This window comes from Deltaproteobacteria bacterium, assembly GCA_020848905.1.
In the GTDB taxonomy this organism is placed as follows: domain Bacteria; phylum Myxococcota_A; class Polyangia.
In genome coordinates, this window is the sequence record JADLHG010000083.1 from 146,557 (window position 1) to 167,347 (window position 20,791).

Genomic DNA, 20,791 nt, shown 5'->3' on the forward strand with positions numbered 1-20,791 from the left:
CTCAGCGTCGGTGGCGACGCTGCCGCGGCAATGCGGAGCGGCCGGGGTCGCTCTCGCGGACCACCGGCATCGACGCGCCCTCCGCGTAGCGCGCGAGGCACTCGGGCACTCTCCGCCCGGCGCGCAGGTAGTCACGCAGCAGCGTCGGGCCCACCTTCTCCTCGGGGAGGCCGCGCAGCTCGGTCAGGTAGCGCCGCACGAGCTCGACCAGCCGCTGGAGCTCGATGCCGGCCCGCGTCCCCGTCTCGTCGTAGAGCCAGTCGGAAAAGCCGAGGAAGGCGGCGAAGGCCGACTCCGCGCCGAGGAGCAGCGGCAGCGTCTCGCGGAAGTTGCCGCTGTTCGCGACCAGGTCCCAGTAGCGCGCGAAGCGCTTGAGCCGCTGGAGCGTGGCGAAGTCGAGCGCGAGGCTCTGCAGGAGCTCGTAGGGGGGCTCCGGGTCGAAGACCAGGCGCCAGGGCTCCTCGTGCCGCGCGATGGGAGCGCCGCGCAGGCGCTTCAGGATGCCCACCTGAATCTCGTGCGGCCCGAGCGCGTGGAGCGCGTCGAAGCTCCGGCCGATGCCGTCGAGGGTCTCGCCGGGAAGGCCCAGAATCAGGTCCGCGTGCAGGTGCGTCCCCGTCTGCTGACGCAGGAAGCGCAGGTTGTCGGCGAGGAGCGCGAGGTCCTGCTCGCGCCGGATGCGCGCGGTCACCTCCGGGTCCATGGACTGCACGCCGAGCTCGAGCTGGACGGCTCCGGCGGGGAAGCGGGCGAGTCGCGCCCGGAGCCCGTCGGGGAGGCGGTCCGGCACCACCTCGAAGTGCAGCGAGAGCTCCTCGTGCTCCTTTTCGAGGAAGTAGTCGAGGAGCGCCTCGCTCGTGCGCGGATGCAGGTTGAAGGTGCGGTCCACGAACTTGAAGGCGCGTGCCCCGCGGGCGAGGAGCGCGTCGAAGGCGGGGAGGAGACGTTCGAGCGAAAAGCGTCGCACCCCGGCGTCGAGCGAGGAAAGGCAGAACTCGCAGCGGAAGGGGCAGCCGCGCGAGGCCTCGACGTAGAGCACGCGCCGCGAGAGGTCCTCGTCGGTGTAGAGCGCGTAGGGGAGGGCCAGCGCGTCCAGGTCGGGGGTCCCGCCCGGCCAGACCTTCGGCAGGTCGCGTCCCCCCGCGAGGAGCTGCGTGCAGAGCTCGCGAAAGGCGACCTCGCCCTCGCCGGTGACCACGTGGTCGGCGAGGGCCACGATGGGCTGCCCGTCGAGCTCGTGGCTCACCTCGGGGCCTCCGAGCACGACGACCACCTCCGGGGCCACGGCCTTCACGATCGCCACCACCTCGCGCGTCACCGCGGCGTTCCAGACGTAGACCCCGAGGCCGAGGAGGCGCGGGCGCCGTGCGAGGAGCTTCTCCGCCAGCTCCGCCGGCCGCTCCCCGAGGACGAACTCGAGGAGCTCGGCCCGCGGCGCGAGCGGACCCAGGTTCGCGAGGAGGTAGCGCAGCCCGAGGCTGGCGTGGGCGTAGCGCGCGTTGACCGTGGCGAGGAGGAGCTCGGAGGGCATGGACACGTCGGGGAGCCGGCCTCAGGGAAAGGGGATCGCGGTCATCAGCGGGCAGCTCTCGGTCGCCAGCGTCTTGAGCTCGGCGTCGGTGAGGACGCGCGAGAAGCTCAGCACGGCATCGATGGCCCCCTGAAACGAGAGGCTCGCGATCTGGGTCTGGCCTCGTCCGCCGACGCGCAGAAGGTTGCTCACCGGGGTCCCCGTCGGAAGGGTCGCGGAACCAGCGGAGCCCTGCAGCCGTCCGTTCACGTACAGCATCACGGTGGCTTTAGGCGTGTTCCAGACAGCCGCGAAGTGGGTCCAGCTTCCACGCACGAGCGCGGTGTGAGGCACGCCGGCCGCGACAAGGAGTTGGCCCTTCGACAGGTCGTGTAGCTCGGCTCGGACCTGAGCCAGATCCGGACGGTGGCGAAGGGCGAGCAGATAGGTCGAGCCACCAATGGTGAGGCTGCCCGACAGTAGCTCGAGGAACTCGCCCGAGCTGTACGTCGAACCCGGGTTCTGCGGGTCGTAGTCCGGGCGAACCCAGAGAGCGGCGGTTCCCTCGCGTGGTCCCAGGTTACTTCCGCCGTAGGTCCAGCCGTCGTGGGTCGTGGTGACGCGGACGCTCGGCGCCGGCTTGCCGTCCTTGTCGGTGGTAATAGTGGCGATGGGGGCGATGGGAAGGTCGCCGTCGTGCTTGTCACGAAGCACCTGGGTCACGGTCCCGCCCCAGGGCGGAAAGAAATCCAGGTGCAGGAGCAGCGACGGATCGCTGCAGAGGCTGGCGACGCCGCCCCCATCCGGGGCGCGCTGATCCGGCGGGCGCATCGCGTCGGGCGCGCGACCATCGGTCGGGGGACGCCCATCCGAAGGACGGGCTGCGTCGGTCGCCGCGCCGTCGCCGCCCAGGACTCCGCGCTCCGTGCCCAGGCCATCGCCTCCGGCGCGCGCTTCGGCGGTCTGACCGTCTCTCGCGCCCGTCTCGCCCGCGGCGCTTCCATCGGTCGGGCCGTCGGTCGGCGCGTAACGAGCGAGCAAGCGGCAACTCGTCAGCAGCAGCACCCCGACGAGAAGGGCGCCGGCCACCGGCCAGCGGCGCTTCGGCGGGGCGCCCATTGCCGACTCCTCCCGGTCCCCGCTACTCACGTCCCACGGCAAAGACCTCGAAGCGCGCCGGTCGCCGGATCTCGAAGGTCCCGGACGTGACGGAGAAGCCGCTCTCGGCGCCCGGGGCGAGGTCCGAGCGGCTCACGTAGTTCGAGGCGTACGAGGCCAGCTTGCCGTCCCCATCGCGGCCGACGGCGATCACCTGGACGAAGCGCGCGGGCTTGCTCCCCACGTTCCGCACCGTGCCGACGATCTGCTGCATCGTGGTCAGGTAGGGCTGGACGGTCTGCTCGGTGACCTTGATCGTGGCGAGCTGCGGAGGGGAGTAGCTCGTCGTGCGGAGCTCGCCCGGCGCAGCGTCGAAGCGGGAGTAGACGGGGGCGCGCATGATCATCACCAGCACGGGAGTCGTCTGCCCCGGCGCGAGGAGCTCGATCGGGGCCCAGCCGTGGTGCTCGCCGACGCGCTTGCCCTGCGCGTCGAAGAGGCTGACCAGCGCCGAGGGGCGCTCGATCGGCACCTGGCCCGTGTTGGCGAGGGTGCCGATCCAGATGTCGGTTCCGCGCGGCAGGCGGGCGTGCTGCACGTCGCGGAGCTCGGCCTTCGGCGGAGGGCTGGCCTCCGCGCTGGTGCGCTGGATCGAGGGGACCCGGACGCGGGGCACCCCGCTGGTCCCCGAGAGACGCGTGCGGAGCTCGGCCTCGGTCGGGCCGCGCCCGAACTGCTTGATCACGGCGATGAGCCCGACGGCGGCCACGAAGATGGCGATCGCGACGACGACCACCACCCCCTTCGCCAGCGAGGCCCGCAGGGGAGCGCTCCGCGGCGTGGGCTGTACGACCACGGGCGCGGTGGGCCGCTTCCGCTCGACGAGGAAGACCGCGGAGCAGTAGGTGCACCGGAACTGGTCGTGTCCGAGGGAGTCCGCCTCGTGCGACGAGCATTGCGGACAGGTGAGCTCGATGATGCGGGCCATGGAGCCCCTTCAGTATACGACCCGGCCGCGCCCGGGACGAGCGCGGAGACAGGCGGCGCTCAGGTCCCTTAGCGCGCGCGGCGGAAGGCGAGGGCGAGGAGGGCGAGGACGAGCAGCATCCAGCCCCCCGCGGCACCGGCACCCCCGAGGCTGCACCCGCTCGTGTAGTCCGGGTCGCAGGCGTTGCCCAGGCCGTCCTTGTCCTCGTCCTGCTGGAGCGAGTTCACCACCGACGGGCAGTTGTCGCGGGCGTTCACCACGCCGTCGGAGTCGAAGTCCCCGCAGGCATCCCCTTCGCCGTCGATGTTCGAGTCGGTCTGCAGCGGGTTCGCCTGCTTCGGGCAGTTGTCGAAGGCGTTGACCAGCCCGTCTCCGTCGTAGTCCTTCTCGCCGTCCTTCTTCTTCTTCTCGTCGGTGACCTCGTCGGCCACGCGGAAGAAATCGACGCGATCCACCCGCACCGGGCCGCCGAGCGAGGCCGCGGCCGGGTCGTCCACGGGAACGAGGGTGAGCTTCGTGTAGACCTTGTCGAGCTCCGTCGCGCACGAATCGCGCCACCCTTCGCTCGCGGTGCCCTGGCCGGCGCAGTACGGCCCGCACGCGGTGAGCCCCTCCTTGGTCTTGCACGCGCCCGCCTTGACCAGCGCGCCCGAGCAGCTGTCGTACCAGCCCTCGCCGGGCTTCCCCTCGTTCTTGCACAGGGCCACGCAGTCCGTGCAGGCGCCGGCCTTGATCGTCTTCGCGGGGACGGGGACCGTCACGTTGTGCTTCAGCCCGTCGGCGGCGATGGGGAAGCGCACCTCCTGCTTGCCCGCGGCGTGCTCGAGGACCCACTTCCCGTGGAGCAGTCGCGGCCCGCCGGTCTTGTCGTCCTTGAGAGACGGGACCGTCATCACGACCTGGAGCGCGTCGAAGTGCTTTCCGTTCAGGCGCACGTTCTCCGCGCTCATCCCCGAGGCGGCTCCCTTGAGCGGCAAGACCAGCTCGCCGTTCTCGAGAGCGAGAGGCTGCTTGAGCTCTGCGCCCCGCCAGCCCTCGAGCTCGATGTCGTCCTTCCACTGCGGCGCGCCGCCCCACTCCCAGAGCGCGTGGTCCACGGTCGAGTCCCACGTGTTCTTGTTGCGCAGGCGATGCCCGGTGGCCTTGTAGAGGTGCCGGGAGAAGGCGCGACGGTAGGTGTTCAGCCGGTCGAGGCTCTCCTGCTTCAGCCCCTCCTTGCCGACCAGCAGCACGAAGAGCTGGGTGTTGGTCTTGTACGACTCGGTCCAGTCGGGGAAGCGGTCTCCGTTGCCGTTGATGATGTTCTGGATCGTGACGGGCTTCTTCTTCCCCTTGGCCGTGATGTACGCCGGCGACTGGACCTCCGATCCGGTGTACGGGGCGCACCCTCCGGCGAGGGTGCGGTAGTACGGCGGGTCGAGGCAGACGTCGAACTTCTTCAGACAGGCCTCCAGGTCGTCCTTGCACTTCAGGCCGCCCCCGATCTCCAGCTCGGCGCAGTCCTTCGTCAGCCCCTCGAGCGTGCTGGGCTTGAGCGTGCAGTTGCGGTCCGAGGTGTCCACGCGAAAGATGGGCGGCACCTGCTCGGGGGGGATGAGCCCCCACAGGTAGAGGTCGAGCGGGCGTGTGCCCCGCACCGGCGGCACGGCGTAGAAGGTGCCGTTACCCTCTTCGCGCCAGTTGCAGCCGTACATCAGCTCGCCGAAGGTGTTGAGGTACAGGCTCCAGTGCGCGCCCTGCTGGCCGATCAGGTCGTCGTAGACCTTCCCGTCGGAGATGTAGTTGATGTAGCAGCAGACGTCGTGCTCCGTCTCGTGGGTCAGGATGTTGAGGGGCTGCACCTCCGTCGGATCGGTCATCTCCTTGTCCGTCCAGTCCCAGAGCCCCCACATATTGATGATCGCGTGGAGCTGATTCCCCTCGGGGAGCGGGTTGTACGGCCGCCCGATGCCCTTGATATTCATGATCTGGCGACTTTGATAGGAAAGCTCGAAGTGATAGGCGAGGGGGCAGTCCTGGGTCTGGTCGGGAGGAACCGTGGCCCCCGAGGTGTGCTTGAAGTTCATGAAGAAGACGTAGGTCTGAAAGCGATCGACGTAGTCCGAGAGGCCTTGCACGCGCTGGAGGGCGGTGTTGAAGCTCACCGGCGACATGGCGTAGGCCTCCGTCTCCTTGGGGTCGCGCTCGCAGCGGCCGGCGCGCACCAGGTACGGGGCGACGTCCACCACCACGATGTCCCCGAGACGGCAGACCCCCTTCTGCGCGAGGGCCTCCTTGCAGGCGGCGAGGGTGCCGCTGTCGGAGCTCGGGCCCGCGTCGATGTGCATCATCCCCTTCGGGCGGCGGAAGGCCGGCAGCTTGGCCACGTCGATGTCGAGGCCCGGAGGGGGGGTGCAGGTCTGGGCGCCCCGCGGGGGGCCGGCCCAGGCCAGCGTCGGAACGAGGAGGAGCCCGATCGTCGCGAGGAAACGCCGCACCATCTATATACCTCTCGAAGCGCGCGGCCACCTATGGCCGCGGGGGTAAGACTGCGCCAACTGGCGGCGGGATGCTAGCGCGGGCGGGCTCTCCGGTCAGCAGCCAAAAGAGAGAGAGGCGGCTCCGGATTCCGAGGAGAACCCGCGCCGGCGCCGGGCGCACTCGCGTCGTGCGCCTCGTGATCACGAAGGAAATATGGAGTCGGCGAAGGCCCGTCCAGGGTACGGACCTTGCTTGACGGGCACCTGTGACCTGCGCGCGCGCCCTGGCCTTCGTGGCCGCAATCCTCTGGCTGGGCCTGCTTCCGTCCGGGAGGGCCTTCGCCGAGCCGGGGCGGCTCGCGGCCGAGGCTCGGGCCTATGCCGCGCGCCATGGCTTTCCGGTCCGCGTGGTCTCGGCCGGGCCCGCCTGGCGCCGGGTAGAGCGAGTGTGCGTGCCCGTGCTGCGCGACGCGTGGGAGGACTTCCAGCGCTGCTTCACGGCAGCGAACGGCAGCGTGCTGCTCCGCTACGCGCTGGTTTACCCGGACGCTCCGTTCAGCCGGAAGTACGACCTCGTCGGGCGCGAGAACAAGCACCTCGGCCTGGTGGTGCAGCCGGGCGACATCTACTACTGGGCGCGCAACGTGAACGGGACCCACCCGCGCTGGGAGGACCACTCGAGCGCGCACCTGAACCCGGACGCGCTCGGCTACTCGATGGCTGTCGAGCTCTCCGACCGGCTGCCTCACCTTCGGGACTGGCTCGCGGCCCGCGCGCAGCCGAGCGACACCGAGTGGCTGCAGGGGAACTGCATGGACTGGCTGCCGAACGCCGAGGTCGCGCCGGGGCGCGGGCTCTTTCACGAGCTCGGGATCAGCCGCTCGCGGGACGGCGCGAACATGAGGGCCAAGCTCCTGCACGGCGCGAACGCGCGCCTCTCCGTGGTGGGGATCCACGTCCGGGACCTGGCCGAGTTCCAAGCCCTCCCCGAGGCGCAGCTTCTCGGCCCGCCTCCCGCGGGTGGAATCGACGACGCCGTGCGCTAGACTGGGGCGGCGGTCGCGGCCGGCGGCCGGAGGGGGAGAAACCATGGCCAAGGATCGCTACGACGACGCGGTGGCGGTGACGCACGAGATCTCGTGGGTCGGCTTCTACGAAGAGGAGACCAAGCTCCACTGCAATCCGTACGTGCTCCTCGACGAGGAAGAGGCGGTGTTCATCGACCCGGGGTCGATCCCCGACTTCCCGGTGATCATGCGCAAGGTGATCGAGGTCGTGCGCCCCGCCGAGATCAGCCTGATCGTCGCCTCGCACCAGGACCCGGACGTCTGCGGCAACCTGCCCGTGGTCGAGGACGTGATCGACCGCCCCGACCTGCGCATCGCCGCGCACATGAACACCGTCCGGCTCATCCGGCACTACGGGCTGCGCTCGGAGCTCTATCCCGTGGACCGGAACAACTACACGCTGACGCTGAAGAGCGGTCGGCGCCTGGACTTCTTCTGGACGCCGTTTCTGCACTCCCCGGGGGCGATCATGACCTTCGACGGCACCTCGGGGACGCTCTTCACGAGCGACCTCTTCGGCGGGCTCTCCGAGGAGTGGGCGCTCTTCGCCAAGGGGGACTTCCTGACCCCCATGGCGGCCTTTCACCGGCTCTACATGCCGACGCGGGAGCTGCTCGCCCGCTGCATGGACCAGGTGGCCGAGCTGCCGGTGCAGCGCATCTGTCCCCAGCACGGCTCGATCTTGCAGGGCTCGCAGGTGAAGGAGGCGATCGCCTTCCTGAAAGCCCTGCCCTGCGCCATGGATGCGACCTAGGGGGCCCGCATGCGCGACGACATCCGCAAGGCTGGCATCCGGCACGTGGACGACGTGCAGGCCACGAACCGGGAGCTCCTCGAGCGGGCGCTCCACATGCGCTGCGTGAGCTACCTCGCGCAGGAGAAGGCCAAGCTTCTGACGCTGACGATCGGCGAGCTGGACCGGAGCCGCCGGGCCGCGACGGGCAGGGCCTCCGCGTTGCGGGTGGAGCGAGACGACCTCACGCGCGAGAAGGACGCGGCCGAGGTGCGCAACCTGATGCTCGAGGAGCTGCACCGGACGCTCGAGGACCGCGTTCGAGAGCGCACCGCGGCGCTCGAGGCATCCAACCGCGAGCTCGTGCGCGAGATCCAGGAGCGCAAGCGGGCCGAGGAGGAGCGGGAGCGGCTCTGGGCGCAGCTGCTGCACGCGCAGAAGATGGAGGTCCTCGGGCAGCTCGCGGCAGGGGTGGCGCACGACTTCAATAACCTCCTCGGCGTGATCGGCGGCTTTGCCGAGCTGGCGCTCGGACGCCTCGACCCCGAGAGCTTCGTGGCGGAGGACCTGGGGGCGATCCGCGAGGCGACCCAGCGCGCGGTGCTGCTCTCGCGGCAGCTCTTGGCCTTCTCGCGCAAGCAGCCGGCCGAGCTGTGCGCGGTGAGCCTCGTGCGAGTCGTCGAGGGCCTGGGCAAGCTCCTCCGGCGCACCCTCGGGGACGAGATCACGCTCGAGCTCGCGCTCGAGGGAGCGGAGGGGCTCAACGTGCGCGGCGACAGCGCGCAGCTCGAGCTGCTGCTGCTGAACCTGGCCGTGAACGCCAGGGACGCCATGCCGCGCGGGGGACGGCTCACGATCCGGGTGCGGCGCGGCCCCGAGGAGGGGGCGCCGGGTCCCGAGGGGGAGGGTGGCGACGTCGCCATCGTCGAGGTGACCGACACTGGAGAGGGGATCGACCCCGAGCTGCACGAGAGGATCTTCGAGCCCTTCTTCACGACGAAGGGGCCGGCGCATGGCACGGGGCTGGGGCTCGCGACCGTGCGCGAGGTGGCGGTGCAGCACGGCGGCAGCGTGACCGTGCGGAGCGCGCCGGGGAAGGGCACGACGTTCCTGGTGCGGCTTCCGCTCACCGCGGAGGTCGCGGAGGAGCGGCAGGTCGTGCGGCCGGCGGTCCTTCCGCGCGGCCGGGAGTGCGTGCTGGTGGTGGACGACGAGCACGCGATCCGAAGGCTGATCCGGGAAACGCTCGCGCCTCTCGGGTACGACGTGCTGGAGGCCGGTCGCGCCGACGAGGCGCTGGCGCTCCTCCGGGGCGGAGAGCGCACCGTGGACCTCCTGCTGACGGACTTCTTCATGCCGGAGGTGAACGGCCTCGAGCTGGCCCAGATCGCCTCGCAGCTCAAGCCCCGGCTGCGCGTGGTGCTGATGACGGCGCGGGGGAGCGAGGCGATCTCGGCGGCTCTCGAGCGGGGCGGAGGCCTCGGTTACGTGTCGAAGCCCTTCTCGCCGGCGCACCTCGCGATCTACGTGCGACGGATCCTCGATCGCGCCGCGTGAGGCGTGCGGATTCTTGGGGTTGGGGCCTCTACTTGCCGAACGACGCGGCGGCCAGCTTGAGCATGCCGCCCACCCCCCAGGAGCGCGCGAGCTCGTGATTCTCGACGGCGAGCAGGGCGCGACCGAACGCCCCCAGCTTCCCGGCGGCGATCCAGGTGGGGCCTTCGTTCTGTCGGTAGCTGTAGACCCCCACGCTGAAGGGGAAGCGTCGCATGTCGTGCCCCGAGCTCAGGTGGAGTCCCTCCTTGACCACGTGCGGCCGGATCCCCTCGAAGAACACCTGATGCAGCCACTGGCCCGTGGCGCCCTCGGGATGGTGCGGGTTTCCGTCGCTGCTGTTCCAGAGCTGCTCCAGAGTGAGCGGCCAGACCTTGGAGTCACCCGAGATCTTCACGACCACGGTCCTCTTCGCATCGATGGGGCGTTCGAGCGGGGTCCCGTTCGCCTGATGCGTGGCCTTCACCGAGTAGTTCACGACGAAGAACCCGGGCTTGACCTGCACCACGCGGGCGGATTCGGTGAACCTCACCGGCGCGCCGAGGTAATCGCCGGCCCACCAGAGGCTGGTGGAGGTCTGCTCGTTGCGTAGCTCCGCCACGCCGTGCTTGCTGAGGGCCATCGAGAGCGGGCCCGCGTGGACGCCCGTCGTGAGGCTGCGCTGCCAGCCCTTGCCGGTGCCGGGTACCGAGGCCCGCCAGGCTCCGCGCGTCACCTCGCCCGGCTTCCACTCGTAGCGATACCAGCTCGCCTGCTCGCCCCTGGCGCCGGCGAGGGCGTACTCCGAGACGGGCAGGTCTCCGATGTCACGCACCTTGGCGCCCTCACCGGTCGTGGGCAGCAACCGCACGCCCAGCCGGATGGCGGCCCCAGAGTAGCCTCGCTCGCGCATGGTCTGCCGGTAGGCGGTACGCGCCGAGCCGGCGGCGTCGGTGACGGGGGCCGGCTTCTGCTCCTTGGCCGCGGCGGGCCAGGCGAGCGCGAGCATCGGCAAGAGAATCCATCGGTGGTGACGACGCATGGGAGCTTCTCCTGGAGGCGACCGGGCCCACGAGGCGCCGGGCGGGCGCTCGAGGGCTAGCGGGGTCGACAACTGCATGCCTCGGGCCAACGCGCGTCCTGGCAAGTGTTGGAAATTCGGCAGGCGCGAGGCCTGGCCCCTTCGGCGCTGAGTGGCTACACGCGCCGGCGCCGGCGAGACACGGTCGACCAGAGGAGTGCCAGCAGGAGCAGAGGAATCGAGAGCGGGAGCGTCCCCTCGGCCCCCGCCGAGCAGCCGCCGTAGAGCCGGGTCGTGAGCGGATCGAGCTGCGTTCGATCGTCGCCGTCCCCCGCGGGAGCCTTCCCGCCGAGGTCCGCGAGCGGTCGGGCGTCGCGCGCCAGGGGCATCGCGTCGGCCGGAGGTGGAGAGACTCCCCGATCGCGAGGCAGCGTGACGCCGGCATCGGGCGGCGGCGGGGCGACGCAGCCCACCGTCAGGCGCTGGCCCGCTTTCAGCCCGGTCGCGCCGCTCAGGGGCTCGGGCTGGAGCGCCGTGCCCGAGAAGGTGTCCCCCCCTTTGCGCAGGACGAAGTGGAGGTGGGCGATGCTCTGCCCGCCGGACTGGCCGAGCGCGCCGATCGTATCTCCTGTCTTCACGCGCGCCCCCTGGCTCACCGCCGTGCTCTGCAGGTGCGCATAGAGCGTGGTGTAGACCCTGTCGCTGGTCTCGTGGCGCAGCAGGACGGCATAGCCGTAGCCGCCGTTCGTCAGACCCGCGAAGGCCACGACTCCGTCGGCGGCCGCGGTCACCGGCTTGCCGAGGCCCTTCGGCGCCTGGTTGTAGTCGCCGCCCACGTCGGCGACGAAGGAGTAGTTGAGGTCTATGGCGTAGACGTCGGGGCCCGAGTGGAAGCCCGAGCAGCTCGACCCGCTCGGGCCTATGCCGCTATAGCCGCAGTAGAGGCGATAGACCGTCCCGCAGGGGAAGGGGGCGCGAAGCTCGAAGCCGGCCGGGAGCGCGCGGGCCGGTCGGGCCGACAGCGCGACGACGCCGACGGCGAGCCCGAAGCACGCGACGATCCCAAGGGGGCGCAGGCCCAAGATCGGTTCCTCCGACGGCGATGGTCCGACCCGTCTAGCACGGGGGCCGGCCGTTCGGCAACGGACGGCACCGGCGGCGTTCGGCCCACTCGAGCATCGCCTCGCGTGCCTCGGCGAGCGGCACCGAACCGAGGCTGAGCAGCTTGGCGTGGAACGCGCGTTCGTCGTAGTGCCGACCGAGCGTCTTTCGCACGGCTTCGCGGAGCGCGAGCAGCTGGGTCTTGCCCACGTAGTAGGCGAGGGCCTGGGCGGGCTCGGCGACGTAGCGCTCGATCTCGGCCTTGGCGGCGGTGCGCGAGGTGAAGGCGTTGCGCTGGAAATAGGCCGTGGCGGCCGTTGGTGAAAGGGTGCCCGTGTGCAGGCCCGTATCCACCACGAGCCGCGCCGCGCGCCAGAGCTGTCCGACGAGAAACCCCACGCGCTCCTCGGGGCTGAAGGCTCCCTGCTCGTCGCGCCACTGCTCGGCGTAGAGGGCCCAACCTTCGTCGAAGGCGGTGAACGAGGCCTCGCGCCGGTACTTGGGTAGCCCTTTCTGCCGCATCGCCACGACCGCCGCGAGATGGTGGCCGCCCCAGACCTCGTGCGTGGCGAGCGTGGCGAGCTCGTGCCGGAGCTGCTGTCCGAGCAGCGGACCGACGTTGATCTGCATCTCGCCCACCAGCTTGCTCGGCGGGCCGGGTTTGAGCCAGTAGAGCGCGGCGGTGGTGGTCTCCATGTAGCTCGGCACCGGCGCCACCTCCACGCGGCTCTTCGGCAGCGGGGCCATCTTGCGGGCCACGCGCCGGGCGTGCGCGATCTCTCCCTTCACGGCGCCGAGGAGCGCGTCAGCCGTGCCGAAGTGGTTGGCGCGGCGCGCCCGGAGCTTGGCCAGCGCCTCCTCCACCGAGCGGGCGCTGGGTTCGACGGTGCGCGCCACCTTCCAGAGCTCGCCGCGGAGCCGCTCGACCTCGGTGCGACCCCAGGCGTGAAGCTCCTCGGGCGAGGCGTGGTCGGGCCCGAGGTGCGCGGCCATGTGGCGCAGGTAGACCTCGCGGTCGGCACCGACCTTCCCGCCGCGGGGGAGGACGCGCTTCGCCAGGTGGGTCGCGAGGCGCCGGTGGGCCGGCAGAACGTTCTCGCGCAGCAGGTCGCGGAGCTCGGCCTGGAGCGCCGGGAGCTCGGGACGACCGGCGAGGCTCTCCGCGAGCTCCCGCTCGAGGGCCAGAAATGGGTTGCGATCGGCGCGACGGCTCACGAGCGGCGCCAGGGTGGCGAGCGCGGAGCGGATGGCGAGCTTGGGACCCACGGTGCCGGCGGCCAGCGCCTGGTTTTGCAGCTCGAGGAAGCCGTCGACGTAGCGGCTCGTGCGTGCGAGGACGGTCAGCGTGCGCCGCCAACCGGCCACCGAGCTGCGGTCGAGCTCGTCGAGCGCGTCCACGATGCCCGTCACGCCGACGAAGCCGTGGAGGTCGCGCACCGTCCAGCCTTGCGTGAGCGCCTCGCGCTGGCTCGCGAAGTCGGCCTTGAGCATGCGGTACGTGATGCGCCCCTGCGCGTCGAGCCGGGCCGGGTCGACTCGGGCCAGGCGCTCCTCGTAGTGGGAGAGGGCGCGCAGCCAGGCCGAGAAGGACTGCGCGCTCAGGGTGGGCCGGAGGGTCTGTCGCCGGAGCGCGCGGGTGTACGCGTCGGCGACGGCGTTCACCGCCTGGACCGCGCCAGGCCGCGCCCACGCGGGGGCTTGCCCGCAGCAGAGGAGCAGCGCAGCGAGCAGGCAGACGGTGGGTCGGGACGCGCGTCGCATGGGGCATGTGGAGTAGAGCATTCGTCGTGCCAGGGCTAGGTCCCTGGATTCCCACGGGTCGGTGGCGCGGCCCTGGCTCCGGGAGTGGCCGGTGGTGCGGGGCAGGGGCGTGCTGGTTTGCGCTCGTTAGGACCGCTAAAATACACGGAGAGGGTCGAGAACCGTGCGCGTGGCGTTCCGCCTGCAAGAAAGCTCGTCCAGCCCATGAACCTCCGCGCGACCGTCGACGAGTTGGTGGTCGAGTACCGGCGGTTGTCCAAGGACGAGCGTCGGGCCAAGAGCTATCTGCCGGCGCTCGTGGGGATCGGGAAGGTCGCCAACCTCGTCGAGGAGGAGGACTTCGAGGGGCGCACGCGCAGCGTGGATCTCTTCGGTGGTGAGGTGACGCCCGAGGGGGTCGATCAGGCGGCGGCGGACGCGCACACCACGGGCACCACGTCGGAGGACTTCCGCGCCGAGCCCTGCAATATCACCGACGGGGTCTGGTTCATCCCGCGGAGCGACCAGCCGGTGCACCTCGGTCGCACACGCGACAACGCCATCGTCATCCCCGAGTACTCCGTCTCGCGGCATCACTGCTGCTTTCGCTGGCTGACCGCCACGCAGCTCGCCATCGAGGAGAGCGAGGCCTACAACGAGCTCTGGGTCGACCGCCGGATGCTCGAGGACGGCAAGCGCCACGTGCTGCGTGGCGGCGAGTCGGTCGCGCTCGGGAAGTACCTCTTTCGCTTCCTCTACGGCTCGGGCATCGAGCGGCTGATCCAGACCCGCTTCCTCGTGGTGGGCGCCGACGGCACGCTGGATGTCGCCGAGACGGTGACTCGCGCCAGCGAGCCCGCCGAGCCGCCCAAGAAGGGCGGCTTCTTCAGCAAGCTCTTCGGCAAGTAGCGCGCTGAAGGTACCGCGGCGCTTCGACCGGGTCCCTGCGTGCCGGTCAGGACAGCGTCACCACCGGGACGCCGATCCGGGTAGCCAGCGCCGCCGCGGCGCGCGTCGTCCAGCCCTCGTAGATCCCCCAGGGGTCGTCGGCCCAGGGCGCGAGCAGGTCGATCGCCGAGAGCACCCCCACGAGCCGGTTGTCGTCGAGCACCAGCCGGACCCGACTGGCCGAGCGGTAGGCGTAGCCCTCGGCCTGCACCGCGCGCACCGAGCCGACGGGGATGCGGCGTGCTGCGCCGACCCGCGGATGGAGCGAGAGGTCTTTGTGCGTGGCCACGCAGCGTAGCCCTCCCCGGTCGAAGAGCTCGATCACCTCCGTTCCCTCGGTCCAGGCGACTTTCCACGGCGTCTGGAACATGAAGTCGAGGCCTCCCGGCAACACCCTGCCCCGCTGCTCCAGAGCGGCCCGCAACGGGGCGACGTCCTCGTCTCCCACGTACCCGTGCCACAGCAGGTGCGGCCGCTTGTTCCCCTCGAGCTGCAGCAACCCGAGGCGAGTCATTCCTTCCACGACCCAGGTGCCGCTCCCGAGGAGCGCGCGTCCCCCCTGCCACACAGCTCCGATGGCCGCCAAGGCCTCGGCCACGGAATATCGATGTACGGGTGCGGTCACGGCAAGTGCTCTGCCTCTCTCGGCGAGGTGTGGATCGCCTCGCGCCGCCTATTCGTACCGCAGCGCCTCGACCGGATCCATGCGCGCCGCCCGCCACGCGGGGTAGAGCCCGAAGAGCATGCCGACGAAGAGACTGCTGCCGAGGCCCAGCGCGAAGGCCCAGAGTTCGTAGTGCGCGTTCCAGGCGCCGAGCCAGGCGGCGAGCCCCTTCGTCACGAGGAAGACCAGCGCCGCCCCGCCGACGACCCCGATCGTGCCGCCGACCGCCGAGACGATCGCGGCCTCGACGAGGAACTGGCGCAGGATGTTGCCCGGCGTCGCACCGAGGGAGCGGCGGATCCCGATCTCGCGCGTCCGCTCGGTCACCGTGACCAGCATGATGTTCATGATGTTGATGCCGCCCACGAAGAGCGAGAGCGCCGCAGTGCAGAGCATGAGCACGTTGATCACGAGGAAGATGAGCCGCTCCTGCTCCTTCTGGCCCTTGTCGTTGCCCGAGAGGCGGAAGTTCTCCACGCCGTGGTGGCGCCGCGTGAGCACGCTCGTCACGAGCCGCTCGGTTTGCACGAGCCGTTCCATCAGCGGCTCCTGGGCGGGGAGGAGTCGCACGTAGAGCTCGTCGATGCGCCGCGTGTGCCGGATCGAGGCGGCGAAGGTCGTCGCCGGCACGACGACGCGGCGGTCCCACATCCAGATCCCCGGGCCTGCTACCAGCGGCGGCTTGCGCTTGAGCACCCCCACCACCTCCCAGCGCAGGCCCGAGACCTGGAGCGAGATGCCCGAGAGGCTCGCGGGTGCGCCGAGGAGCTCGCGCCAGACCTCGTCGCCCACCACGCAGACGCGTGCGCGACGCTCGAGGTCGTGCGCGTCGATGAAACGACCCCGGGCGAGCTCCACCCGGTAGAGCGAGAGCGCGCGGTCCGAAGCGCCGAGCACGAGGACGCGCTTTTTGCGGGTGCCGGCCCGTGCCCAGCGGCCCCAGTCGAAGAGCTCGGCCTCGGTTCGCGCCCGACCGATGGACTCGCTCCCGTCGAGCGCGTCGGCGTCGGCGAACTCGAGCCGCCGCGCGGTACGGCCTCGCTGCCGGGGTGGCGCTTCGCTGCTTCGCACCTCGATCACGTCGGCGTCGGCGATGAACTGATTGGTCGAGAGCAGGGCCTCCTTGCCCCCCGCGAGCAGCCCCGAGAGGAGCACCATCGAGCCGGCACCGATGATCATGCCGAGCAGAGTGAGGAGGCTGCGCCCCTTGTTGTGGCGGAAGGTGTGCAGCACCGTGGCGAGCTGGTCGGCGAGGGCGGTCCACATGCGCTAGCCCCGCATCGCCTGGACGGGGTCTAGGCGTCCCGCGCGTCGAGCCGGGAAGTAGCCGAAGAGCAGACCGATCACCGTGGCCACGAGGAGCGAGGCCAGCACGGCTGGCTGCGAGACGCTCGTGACCCAGCTCGGCTTGAAGTGGCGGATCAGCGCCGACGCGCCGAGGGCCGAGGCGACGCCGCACGCCGCGCCGAGCAGCCCCCCTGCCCCGGAGAGCAGGGCCGCCTCGACCAGGAACTGGCGCCCTATGTCGGTGGGAGTGGCGCCGAGCGCTTTGCGGATGCCGATCTCGCGGACGCGCTCGGCGACGGAGACGAGCATGATGTTCATGATCCCGACGCCGCCGACGAGCAGCGTGATCGCGGCGAGCAGTCCGACGATCACCTTCATGATCAGGAAGACCTTCACGAAGCCGGCCAGCCGCTTCTCGAGGTCGAAGATAGCGAAGTCGTCCACGTCGTGGTGCCGCACCAGGAGGCGCGCGTTCATCACGCGCTTGACTACGTCGTTGTAGGCGGGGCCCTCGGTCTGCAGGAAGAGCTGGCGAGCGGCGTCGAGCTCGCCGAGGCTCACGTCGGAGAGCGCCTCGAGCGGGAGGACCAGCACGTTGTCCCAGTCCCAACCGAAGCGGATCCCCCAGCGATCCACCTTCTCCAGGCGACCGACGATCCGGCAGCGCAGCTTGGCCACCTGGAGCGAGCGACCGACGACGTCCGTGCCGCGGTCGAAGAGCTTTTCGGCGAGCGTGTCGCCGATCACGCAGACGCGCGCGTGGAGCGCGGCGTCGCGGGCGTCGAAGAGCCGGCCCTGCGCGGCGCGGTACCGGAAGAAGGAGAAGAAGCGGGGGTCGGAGGCCACGAGGTCCACCGGACGCTGGCGGCCCGCGTCGGTCTGGGCCGATTTGCCGCCGAGGACCGCGAGCTGGGTCACGCTGCGCAGGTGCGGGATGTCCTCGACGGCCGCGGCGTCGGCGCGGGTCAGGCCGCGCGTGTAGGAGAGCTGGCGCGCTTCCTTCGCGTCAGGCGGCTTGCGCCAGACGGAGAGGAGCTGCGAGCCGCCGAGCTCCTCGACGCCGACGAGGAGCGTCTTCAGCCCCGAGTCGGCCAGCGAGGTCATGAGGACGATCGAGAAGGCGCCGATGGTGATCGAGAGGACCGTGAGCAGCGACCGCACCTTGTGCGCGCGAAGGACCGCCGCGGCGATGCCCAGGTATTCGAGCCACACGGCGGCGTCTCACTTCCACTCGTTGGCGTCGGCCGAAGGGGGCTTGATGAGCACGCGCTCCCCCTCGCGCAGGCCGGAAAGGATCTCCAGGTCCCGGTCGTTTCGCGCCCCCACCGTGACGGGGACGCGTTCGGTGCGCACCAGCCCCTTGGCGTCGGGCTGGCCGCTGACCCGCGTGGCGAAGTAGCGCTCCTTTTCCTTGGTGGCGGCCTCGATGGGCAGGCGCAGCACGTTCTTGCGCGTCTCGATCTGGATGCGCACGTCGGCGGTCATGCCGGGCTTGATCACCTCGGTCCCGGCCGGCTCGAGCGTGGCCTCGATCGGAAAGACCTCGACGTCCTTCCCTTTGGGGAGGAGCGCCGCGGGGGCGATCTTGGTCACGTGTGCGCGGAAGGTGCGCCCGGGGAGGGCGTCGAGCGTCAGGGTCACGCGCTGGCCGAGCTTCACCCGGGCGACGTCGATCTGGTTGAGCTCCGCCTTGGCGATGAGGGTCGAGAGGTCCGAGACGACGAGGAGCGACCGGTCGTCGAAGGTGGAGGCCACGCCGGGGACCACGGTCTCGCCGGGCTGGATGTTGCGCTGGGTCACGGTGCCGTCGAGGGGCGAGGTCAGACGCGAGAAGCGGAGCTGGTCGCGCGCCGAGGCGAGCTGCTCGGTGGCCTGCGCGAGGGTCACCCGCCGCGTCTTGAGGTCGTTCTCCGCCAGGTCGACGTCGGCCTGCGAGACGCCGCGTTCGGCGAGCCCGCGCCGCTTGCGGGAGAGGGTGAGCTCGGCGAGCTCGAGCGCCACCTTGCACTTGTCCACCTCCTGCTGGGCGCGTACGACGGTGCGCTGGAAGTCGATGGGATCGAGCACGAGGAGGAGCTGCCCCTTCTTGACCCGCGCCCCCTCCTCGACGAGCACGCGCAGGGCCTGGCCGCCGACCTTGGACTTCACGGCGACCTTCTCGCGCGGCTCGATCTTGCCCAGCTCGACCACGTCGATCTGAAGGTCCCCGCGCGTGGCCTTGACCACGAGGTGCGGGTCCACCTTCACCCCCTTGCTGCTGCGGGCGCGCGAGAGGAAGAGCGCGGAGCCGCCGCCGATGAGGACGGCTGCGAGCACGACCCAGCGCCAGACGCGACGTCGCTTCATCGGGACCTTGTCTTTCCGAGCGCGAGGCTCACGTCGGCGATGGGGAGGCGTCCCGTGGCAGCGGCTAACTCGCTCCAGCCGAGGGCGATGGAGGCGTCGACGTCCGCCAGGTCGAGCTCGGCGTTGAGCAGCTCCACCTGCGCGTCGAGGTAGTCCAGGATCGTCCCCTCGCCATTGCGGTAGCGACGGTCGATGATGGTGAGGTTGTCGCGGGCGAGGGAGCGCGTGCTCACGAGCGGGTCGCGCGTGCGATAGAGGCGCTGCAGGCGGACGTGCGCCAGACGGACCTCCTGCTCCACCAGGCGGCCGAGGCGGCGCTCGTCCTGCTCCTGCTGGGAGGCGACGTAGCGCGCGTCGCGCACCGCGGTGGCCGTATTGAAGGTGTCGAAGAGGTTGATCGAGAGCGTCGCGCCGACGAGGAGCGAGAGCGAGGTGTTGGCGAAGGGGTTTGCGCTCCCCGAGGGGGTCATGAGACCGCCGCCCACGAAGCCGAGGTACGAGCCGTTGCCGTACTGGAGCTGCATGGCGCCGCCGAGCTGGGGGAAGTACCCGGAGCGCGCCGCGCGTATGGCTTCGCGCGCGGCGAGGGTGCGGTGCTGCGCCGCGAGGAGCTCCGGTCGGACGCGGGCGGCCGAGGCGAGGAGGTGGTCGACCTCCTCGGGGCGGTGAGGCGGCGGGGGCGGAACGTCGATCGGCTCGGTGAGCCAGAGGTCGGCGCCGCCGAGCTCGAGGGCGACGGCGAGCTGGGCCCTCCCTTCGGCGGCAGATCCCTTGAGCGAGGCCAGGCGCGCTTCCTCGCGCAGGCGGCGGGCCTCGATGCGGTTGAGGTCGACGGGGGGCGCGAGACCGGCGCGGACGCGGGCGTTCACCACCTTCACGGCGTCCTGATAGCGGGAGAGGGCCTGCTCGGAGACGGCGGCCTGGAGCTCGACGCGGCGCACGCTCCAGTAGGCGCGAAGCACCTCGATGGCCACGGCGCGGGCCGTGGCGCGGTGCGTGGCTACGGCGGCGGCATCGAGGTGCCTGGCGCGGCTCACGTTCGCGGTGAGGCGGAAGCCGGTGAAGAGGGGCACGGCGAGGCTCGCGGTGAAGCTCGAGGTCCCGCTGGTCGTCGTGCCGCTCGTCGCGGCGCAGGCCCCGGTCGGGTCGCAGGCGGGGTCGGAGAAGGCCTTCCAGGCGCGCCACTGCTCGCCGAGGGAGGCATCCACCTTGGCGCTGACGCGGTCGAGCTGGGCGCGGAGGAGGGCCAGCTTGCTGCGGTCCCGCGCCAGGAGGGCGTAGGCGGTCTGCGGGTCAAGCCTGAGCGCGCGCTCGACGGCGGCGCGGAGGCTCAGGGTCTGCTTAGCGTGCGCCGGGGCTTGGCTCGAGAGGCACGCCAGGAAGATCGGCAGGAGCATCGGTAGCGTGGAACCGGTCGAGACCTGTTGGCGCATGCGGAGGCTCCTGGCTCGGTTCGTCAGAGAGAATGCGACCGTCGCGAAAGCGGATGATGCGCTTCGCATAGCGCGCGACGTGCGGCTCGTGGGTCACGAGGACGACGGTCATCCCGCTCCGGTGGAGCTCGCAGAAGAGCTCCATCACCTGGGCAGTGGTCTCGGTGTCGAGGGCGCCGGTTGGTTCGTCGGCGAGAAGCAGCACAGGACGCGTGACGAGGGCGCGTGCGATGGCCACGCGCTGCTGCTGGCCGCCCGAGAGCTGCGTGGGGAGGTGATCCACGCGGTCGGCCAGGCCCACGCGGGCGAGCGCCTCGAGCGCGCGGCGGCGGCGCTCGCGGCGCGAGATGCGACCGTAGATCAGCGGGACCTCGACGTTGGCGAGCGCGGTGTGCCTCGGCAGGAGGTTGAAGGCTTGGAAGACGAAACCGATCTTCGCGTTGCGCAGGTGGGCCTGGGCGACGGCGTCTAGCTCCTCCACGGCCACGCCGTCGAGGAGGTAGCGACCGCTCGTCGGGCGATCGAGGGTGCCGACGATGTTCATCAGCGTGGACTTGCCGGAGCCGCTCGCGCCCATCACGGCGACCATCTCGCCGCGCCGGATGACGAGCGAGATGTCGCGCAGGGCGTGGACCTCGACAGAACCCGCGCGGTACACCTTGCAGAGCTCGTCGAGGGCAATGACCGGTGGCGGTCCGTCGCTGGTCATGGTGCGGCTCTTCCCGGTGCGGCGGAAAAGGGGTCGGACCGATTGGCCCTTCGCGGGGGCACTATACCCAGGGGGGCGGTCCGTGCATGCAGAAACCCGCGGAGCCGCCGTTCCATTTCGCGCCGGCGCGAATTAACCCCGGAGCGCACCTGCC

General features: G+C 70.8%; 17 protein-coding genes. 4 read left to right on the plus strand and 13 right to left on the minus strand.

What is annotated here, in order from left to right:
• Position 1: 1 nt before the first annotated feature.
• From IT371_31435 to IT371_31450, 4 genes are all read right to left on the minus strand, one after another.
• Entirely contained in the window at positions 2 to 1,531 is a 1,530-nt protein-coding gene (locus tag IT371_31435) for a DUF4080 domain-containing protein (GenBank protein ID MCC6752206.1), read from the minus strand.
• 21 nt (positions 1,532 to 1,552) lie between these two features.
• Positions 1,553 to 2,629: a LamG domain-containing protein gene (locus IT371_31440; GenBank protein MCC6752207.1), complete on the minus strand. Its 1,077-nt coding sequence runs from the start codon at positions 2,627 to 2,629 to the stop codon at positions 1,553 to 1,555.
• A 22-nt stretch (positions 2,630 to 2,651) separates the two neighbouring features.
• The gene (locus tag IT371_31445) at positions 2,652 to 3,596 is read right to left on the minus strand and encodes a hypothetical protein (protein MCC6752208.1); all 945 of its coding nucleotides are present in this window, start codon (positions 3,594 to 3,596) and stop codon (positions 2,652 to 2,654) included.
• 68 nt (positions 3,597 to 3,664) lie between these two features.
• Positions 3,665 to 5,749, minus strand: a complete 2,085-nt coding sequence (locus IT371_31450; protein MCC6752209.1) for a thrombospondin type 3 repeat-containing protein — start codon at positions 5,747 to 5,749, stop codon at positions 3,665 to 3,667.
• A 572-nt stretch (positions 5,750 to 6,321) separates the two neighbouring features.
• Here IT371_31450 and IT371_31455 point away from each other — a divergent pair.
• Genes IT371_31455 through IT371_31465 form a run of 3 tightly spaced genes read left to right on the plus strand, consistent with a single transcriptional unit; the run spans position 6,322 to position 9,412 of the window.
• Positions 6,322 to 7,101, plus strand: a complete 780-nt coding sequence (locus IT371_31455) for a hypothetical protein (protein MCC6752210.1) — start codon at positions 6,322 to 6,324, stop codon at positions 7,099 to 7,101.
• Positions 7,102 to 7,144: 43 nt separating this feature from the next.
• On the plus strand, positions 7,145 to 7,876 hold the full coding sequence (locus IT371_31460) for an MBL fold metallo-hydrolase (GenBank protein MCC6752211.1): 732 nt from the start codon (positions 7,145 to 7,147) through the stop codon (positions 7,874 to 7,876).
• A gap of 9 nt (positions 7,877 to 7,885) precedes the next feature.
• A complete protein-coding gene (locus tag IT371_31465; GenBank protein MCC6752212.1) occupies positions 7,886 to 9,412 on the plus strand; it encodes a response regulator in 1,527 nt (508 codons plus the stop codon).
• A 28-nt stretch (positions 9,413 to 9,440) separates the two neighbouring features.
• On the opposite strand, the gene IT371_31470 is transcribed toward IT371_31465, so the two are convergent.
• The 3 genes from IT371_31470 to IT371_31480 all read right to left on the minus strand — a co-directional run bounded on the left by IT371_31470 (position 9,441) and on the right by IT371_31480 (position 13,271).
• Positions 9,441 to 10,430, minus strand: a complete 990-nt coding sequence (locus IT371_31470; protein MCC6752213.1) for a hypothetical protein — start codon at positions 10,428 to 10,430, stop codon at positions 9,441 to 9,443.
• Positions 10,431 to 10,585: 155 nt separating this feature from the next.
• The gene (locus IT371_31475; GenBank protein ID MCC6752214.1) at positions 10,586 to 11,491 is read right to left on the minus strand and encodes a M23 family metallopeptidase; all 906 of its coding nucleotides are present in this window, start codon (positions 11,489 to 11,491) and stop codon (positions 10,586 to 10,588) included.
• A gap of 34 nt (positions 11,492 to 11,525) precedes the next feature.
• The gene (locus IT371_31480) at positions 11,526 to 13,271 is read right to left on the minus strand and encodes a DUF885 domain-containing protein (protein MCC6752215.1); all 1,746 of its coding nucleotides are present in this window, start codon (positions 13,269 to 13,271) and stop codon (positions 11,526 to 11,528) included.
• 204 nt (positions 13,272 to 13,475) lie between these two features.
• Here IT371_31480 and IT371_31485 point away from each other — a divergent pair, with 204 nt between their 5' ends.
• Positions 13,476 to 14,159 carry an FHA domain-containing protein gene (locus tag IT371_31485; protein MCC6752216.1) on the plus strand — a complete coding sequence of 228 codons (684 nt, stop codon included), beginning with the start codon at positions 13,476 to 13,478 and terminating at the stop codon, positions 14,157 to 14,159.
• A 46-nt stretch (positions 14,160 to 14,205) separates the two neighbouring features.
• Here IT371_31485 and IT371_31490 read toward each other — a convergent pair whose 3' ends face one another.
• The 6 genes from IT371_31490 to IT371_31515 all read right to left on the minus strand — a co-directional run bounded on the left by IT371_31490 (position 14,206) and on the right by IT371_31515 (position 20,637).
• Entirely contained in the window at positions 14,206 to 14,796 is a 591-nt protein-coding gene (locus IT371_31490; GenBank protein MCC6752217.1) for a hypothetical protein, read from the minus strand.
• Between the two features lie 75 nt (positions 14,797 to 14,871).
• Positions 14,872 to 16,128 carry an ABC transporter permease gene (locus IT371_31495; protein ID MCC6752218.1) on the minus strand — a complete coding sequence of 419 codons (1,257 nt, stop codon included), beginning with the start codon at positions 16,126 to 16,128 and terminating at the stop codon, positions 14,872 to 14,874.
• 3 nt (positions 16,129 to 16,131) lie between these two features.
• Complete coding sequence (locus tag IT371_31500; GenBank protein MCC6752219.1) at positions 16,132 to 17,361, minus strand: ABC transporter permease; 1,230 nt, start codon at positions 17,359 to 17,361, stop codon at positions 16,132 to 16,134.
• A gap of 9 nt (positions 17,362 to 17,370) precedes the next feature.
• The gene (locus IT371_31505; protein MCC6752220.1) at positions 17,371 to 18,495 is read right to left on the minus strand and encodes an efflux RND transporter periplasmic adaptor subunit; all 1,125 of its coding nucleotides are present in this window, start codon (positions 18,493 to 18,495) and stop codon (positions 17,371 to 17,373) included.
• Positions 18,492 to 19,928 carry a TolC family protein gene (locus IT371_31510; protein MCC6752221.1) on the minus strand — a complete coding sequence of 479 codons (1,437 nt, stop codon included), beginning with the start codon at positions 19,926 to 19,928 and terminating at the stop codon, positions 18,492 to 18,494. Before IT371_31510 ends, IT371_31505 begins: the two co-directional genes overlap by 4 nt.
• Entirely contained in the window at positions 19,837 to 20,637 is an 801-nt protein-coding gene (locus IT371_31515; protein MCC6752222.1) for an ABC transporter ATP-binding protein, read from the minus strand. The genes IT371_31510 and IT371_31515 overlap by 92 nt, the downstream gene beginning before the upstream one ends.
• Between the last annotated feature and the right edge of the window lie 154 nt (positions 20,638 to 20,791).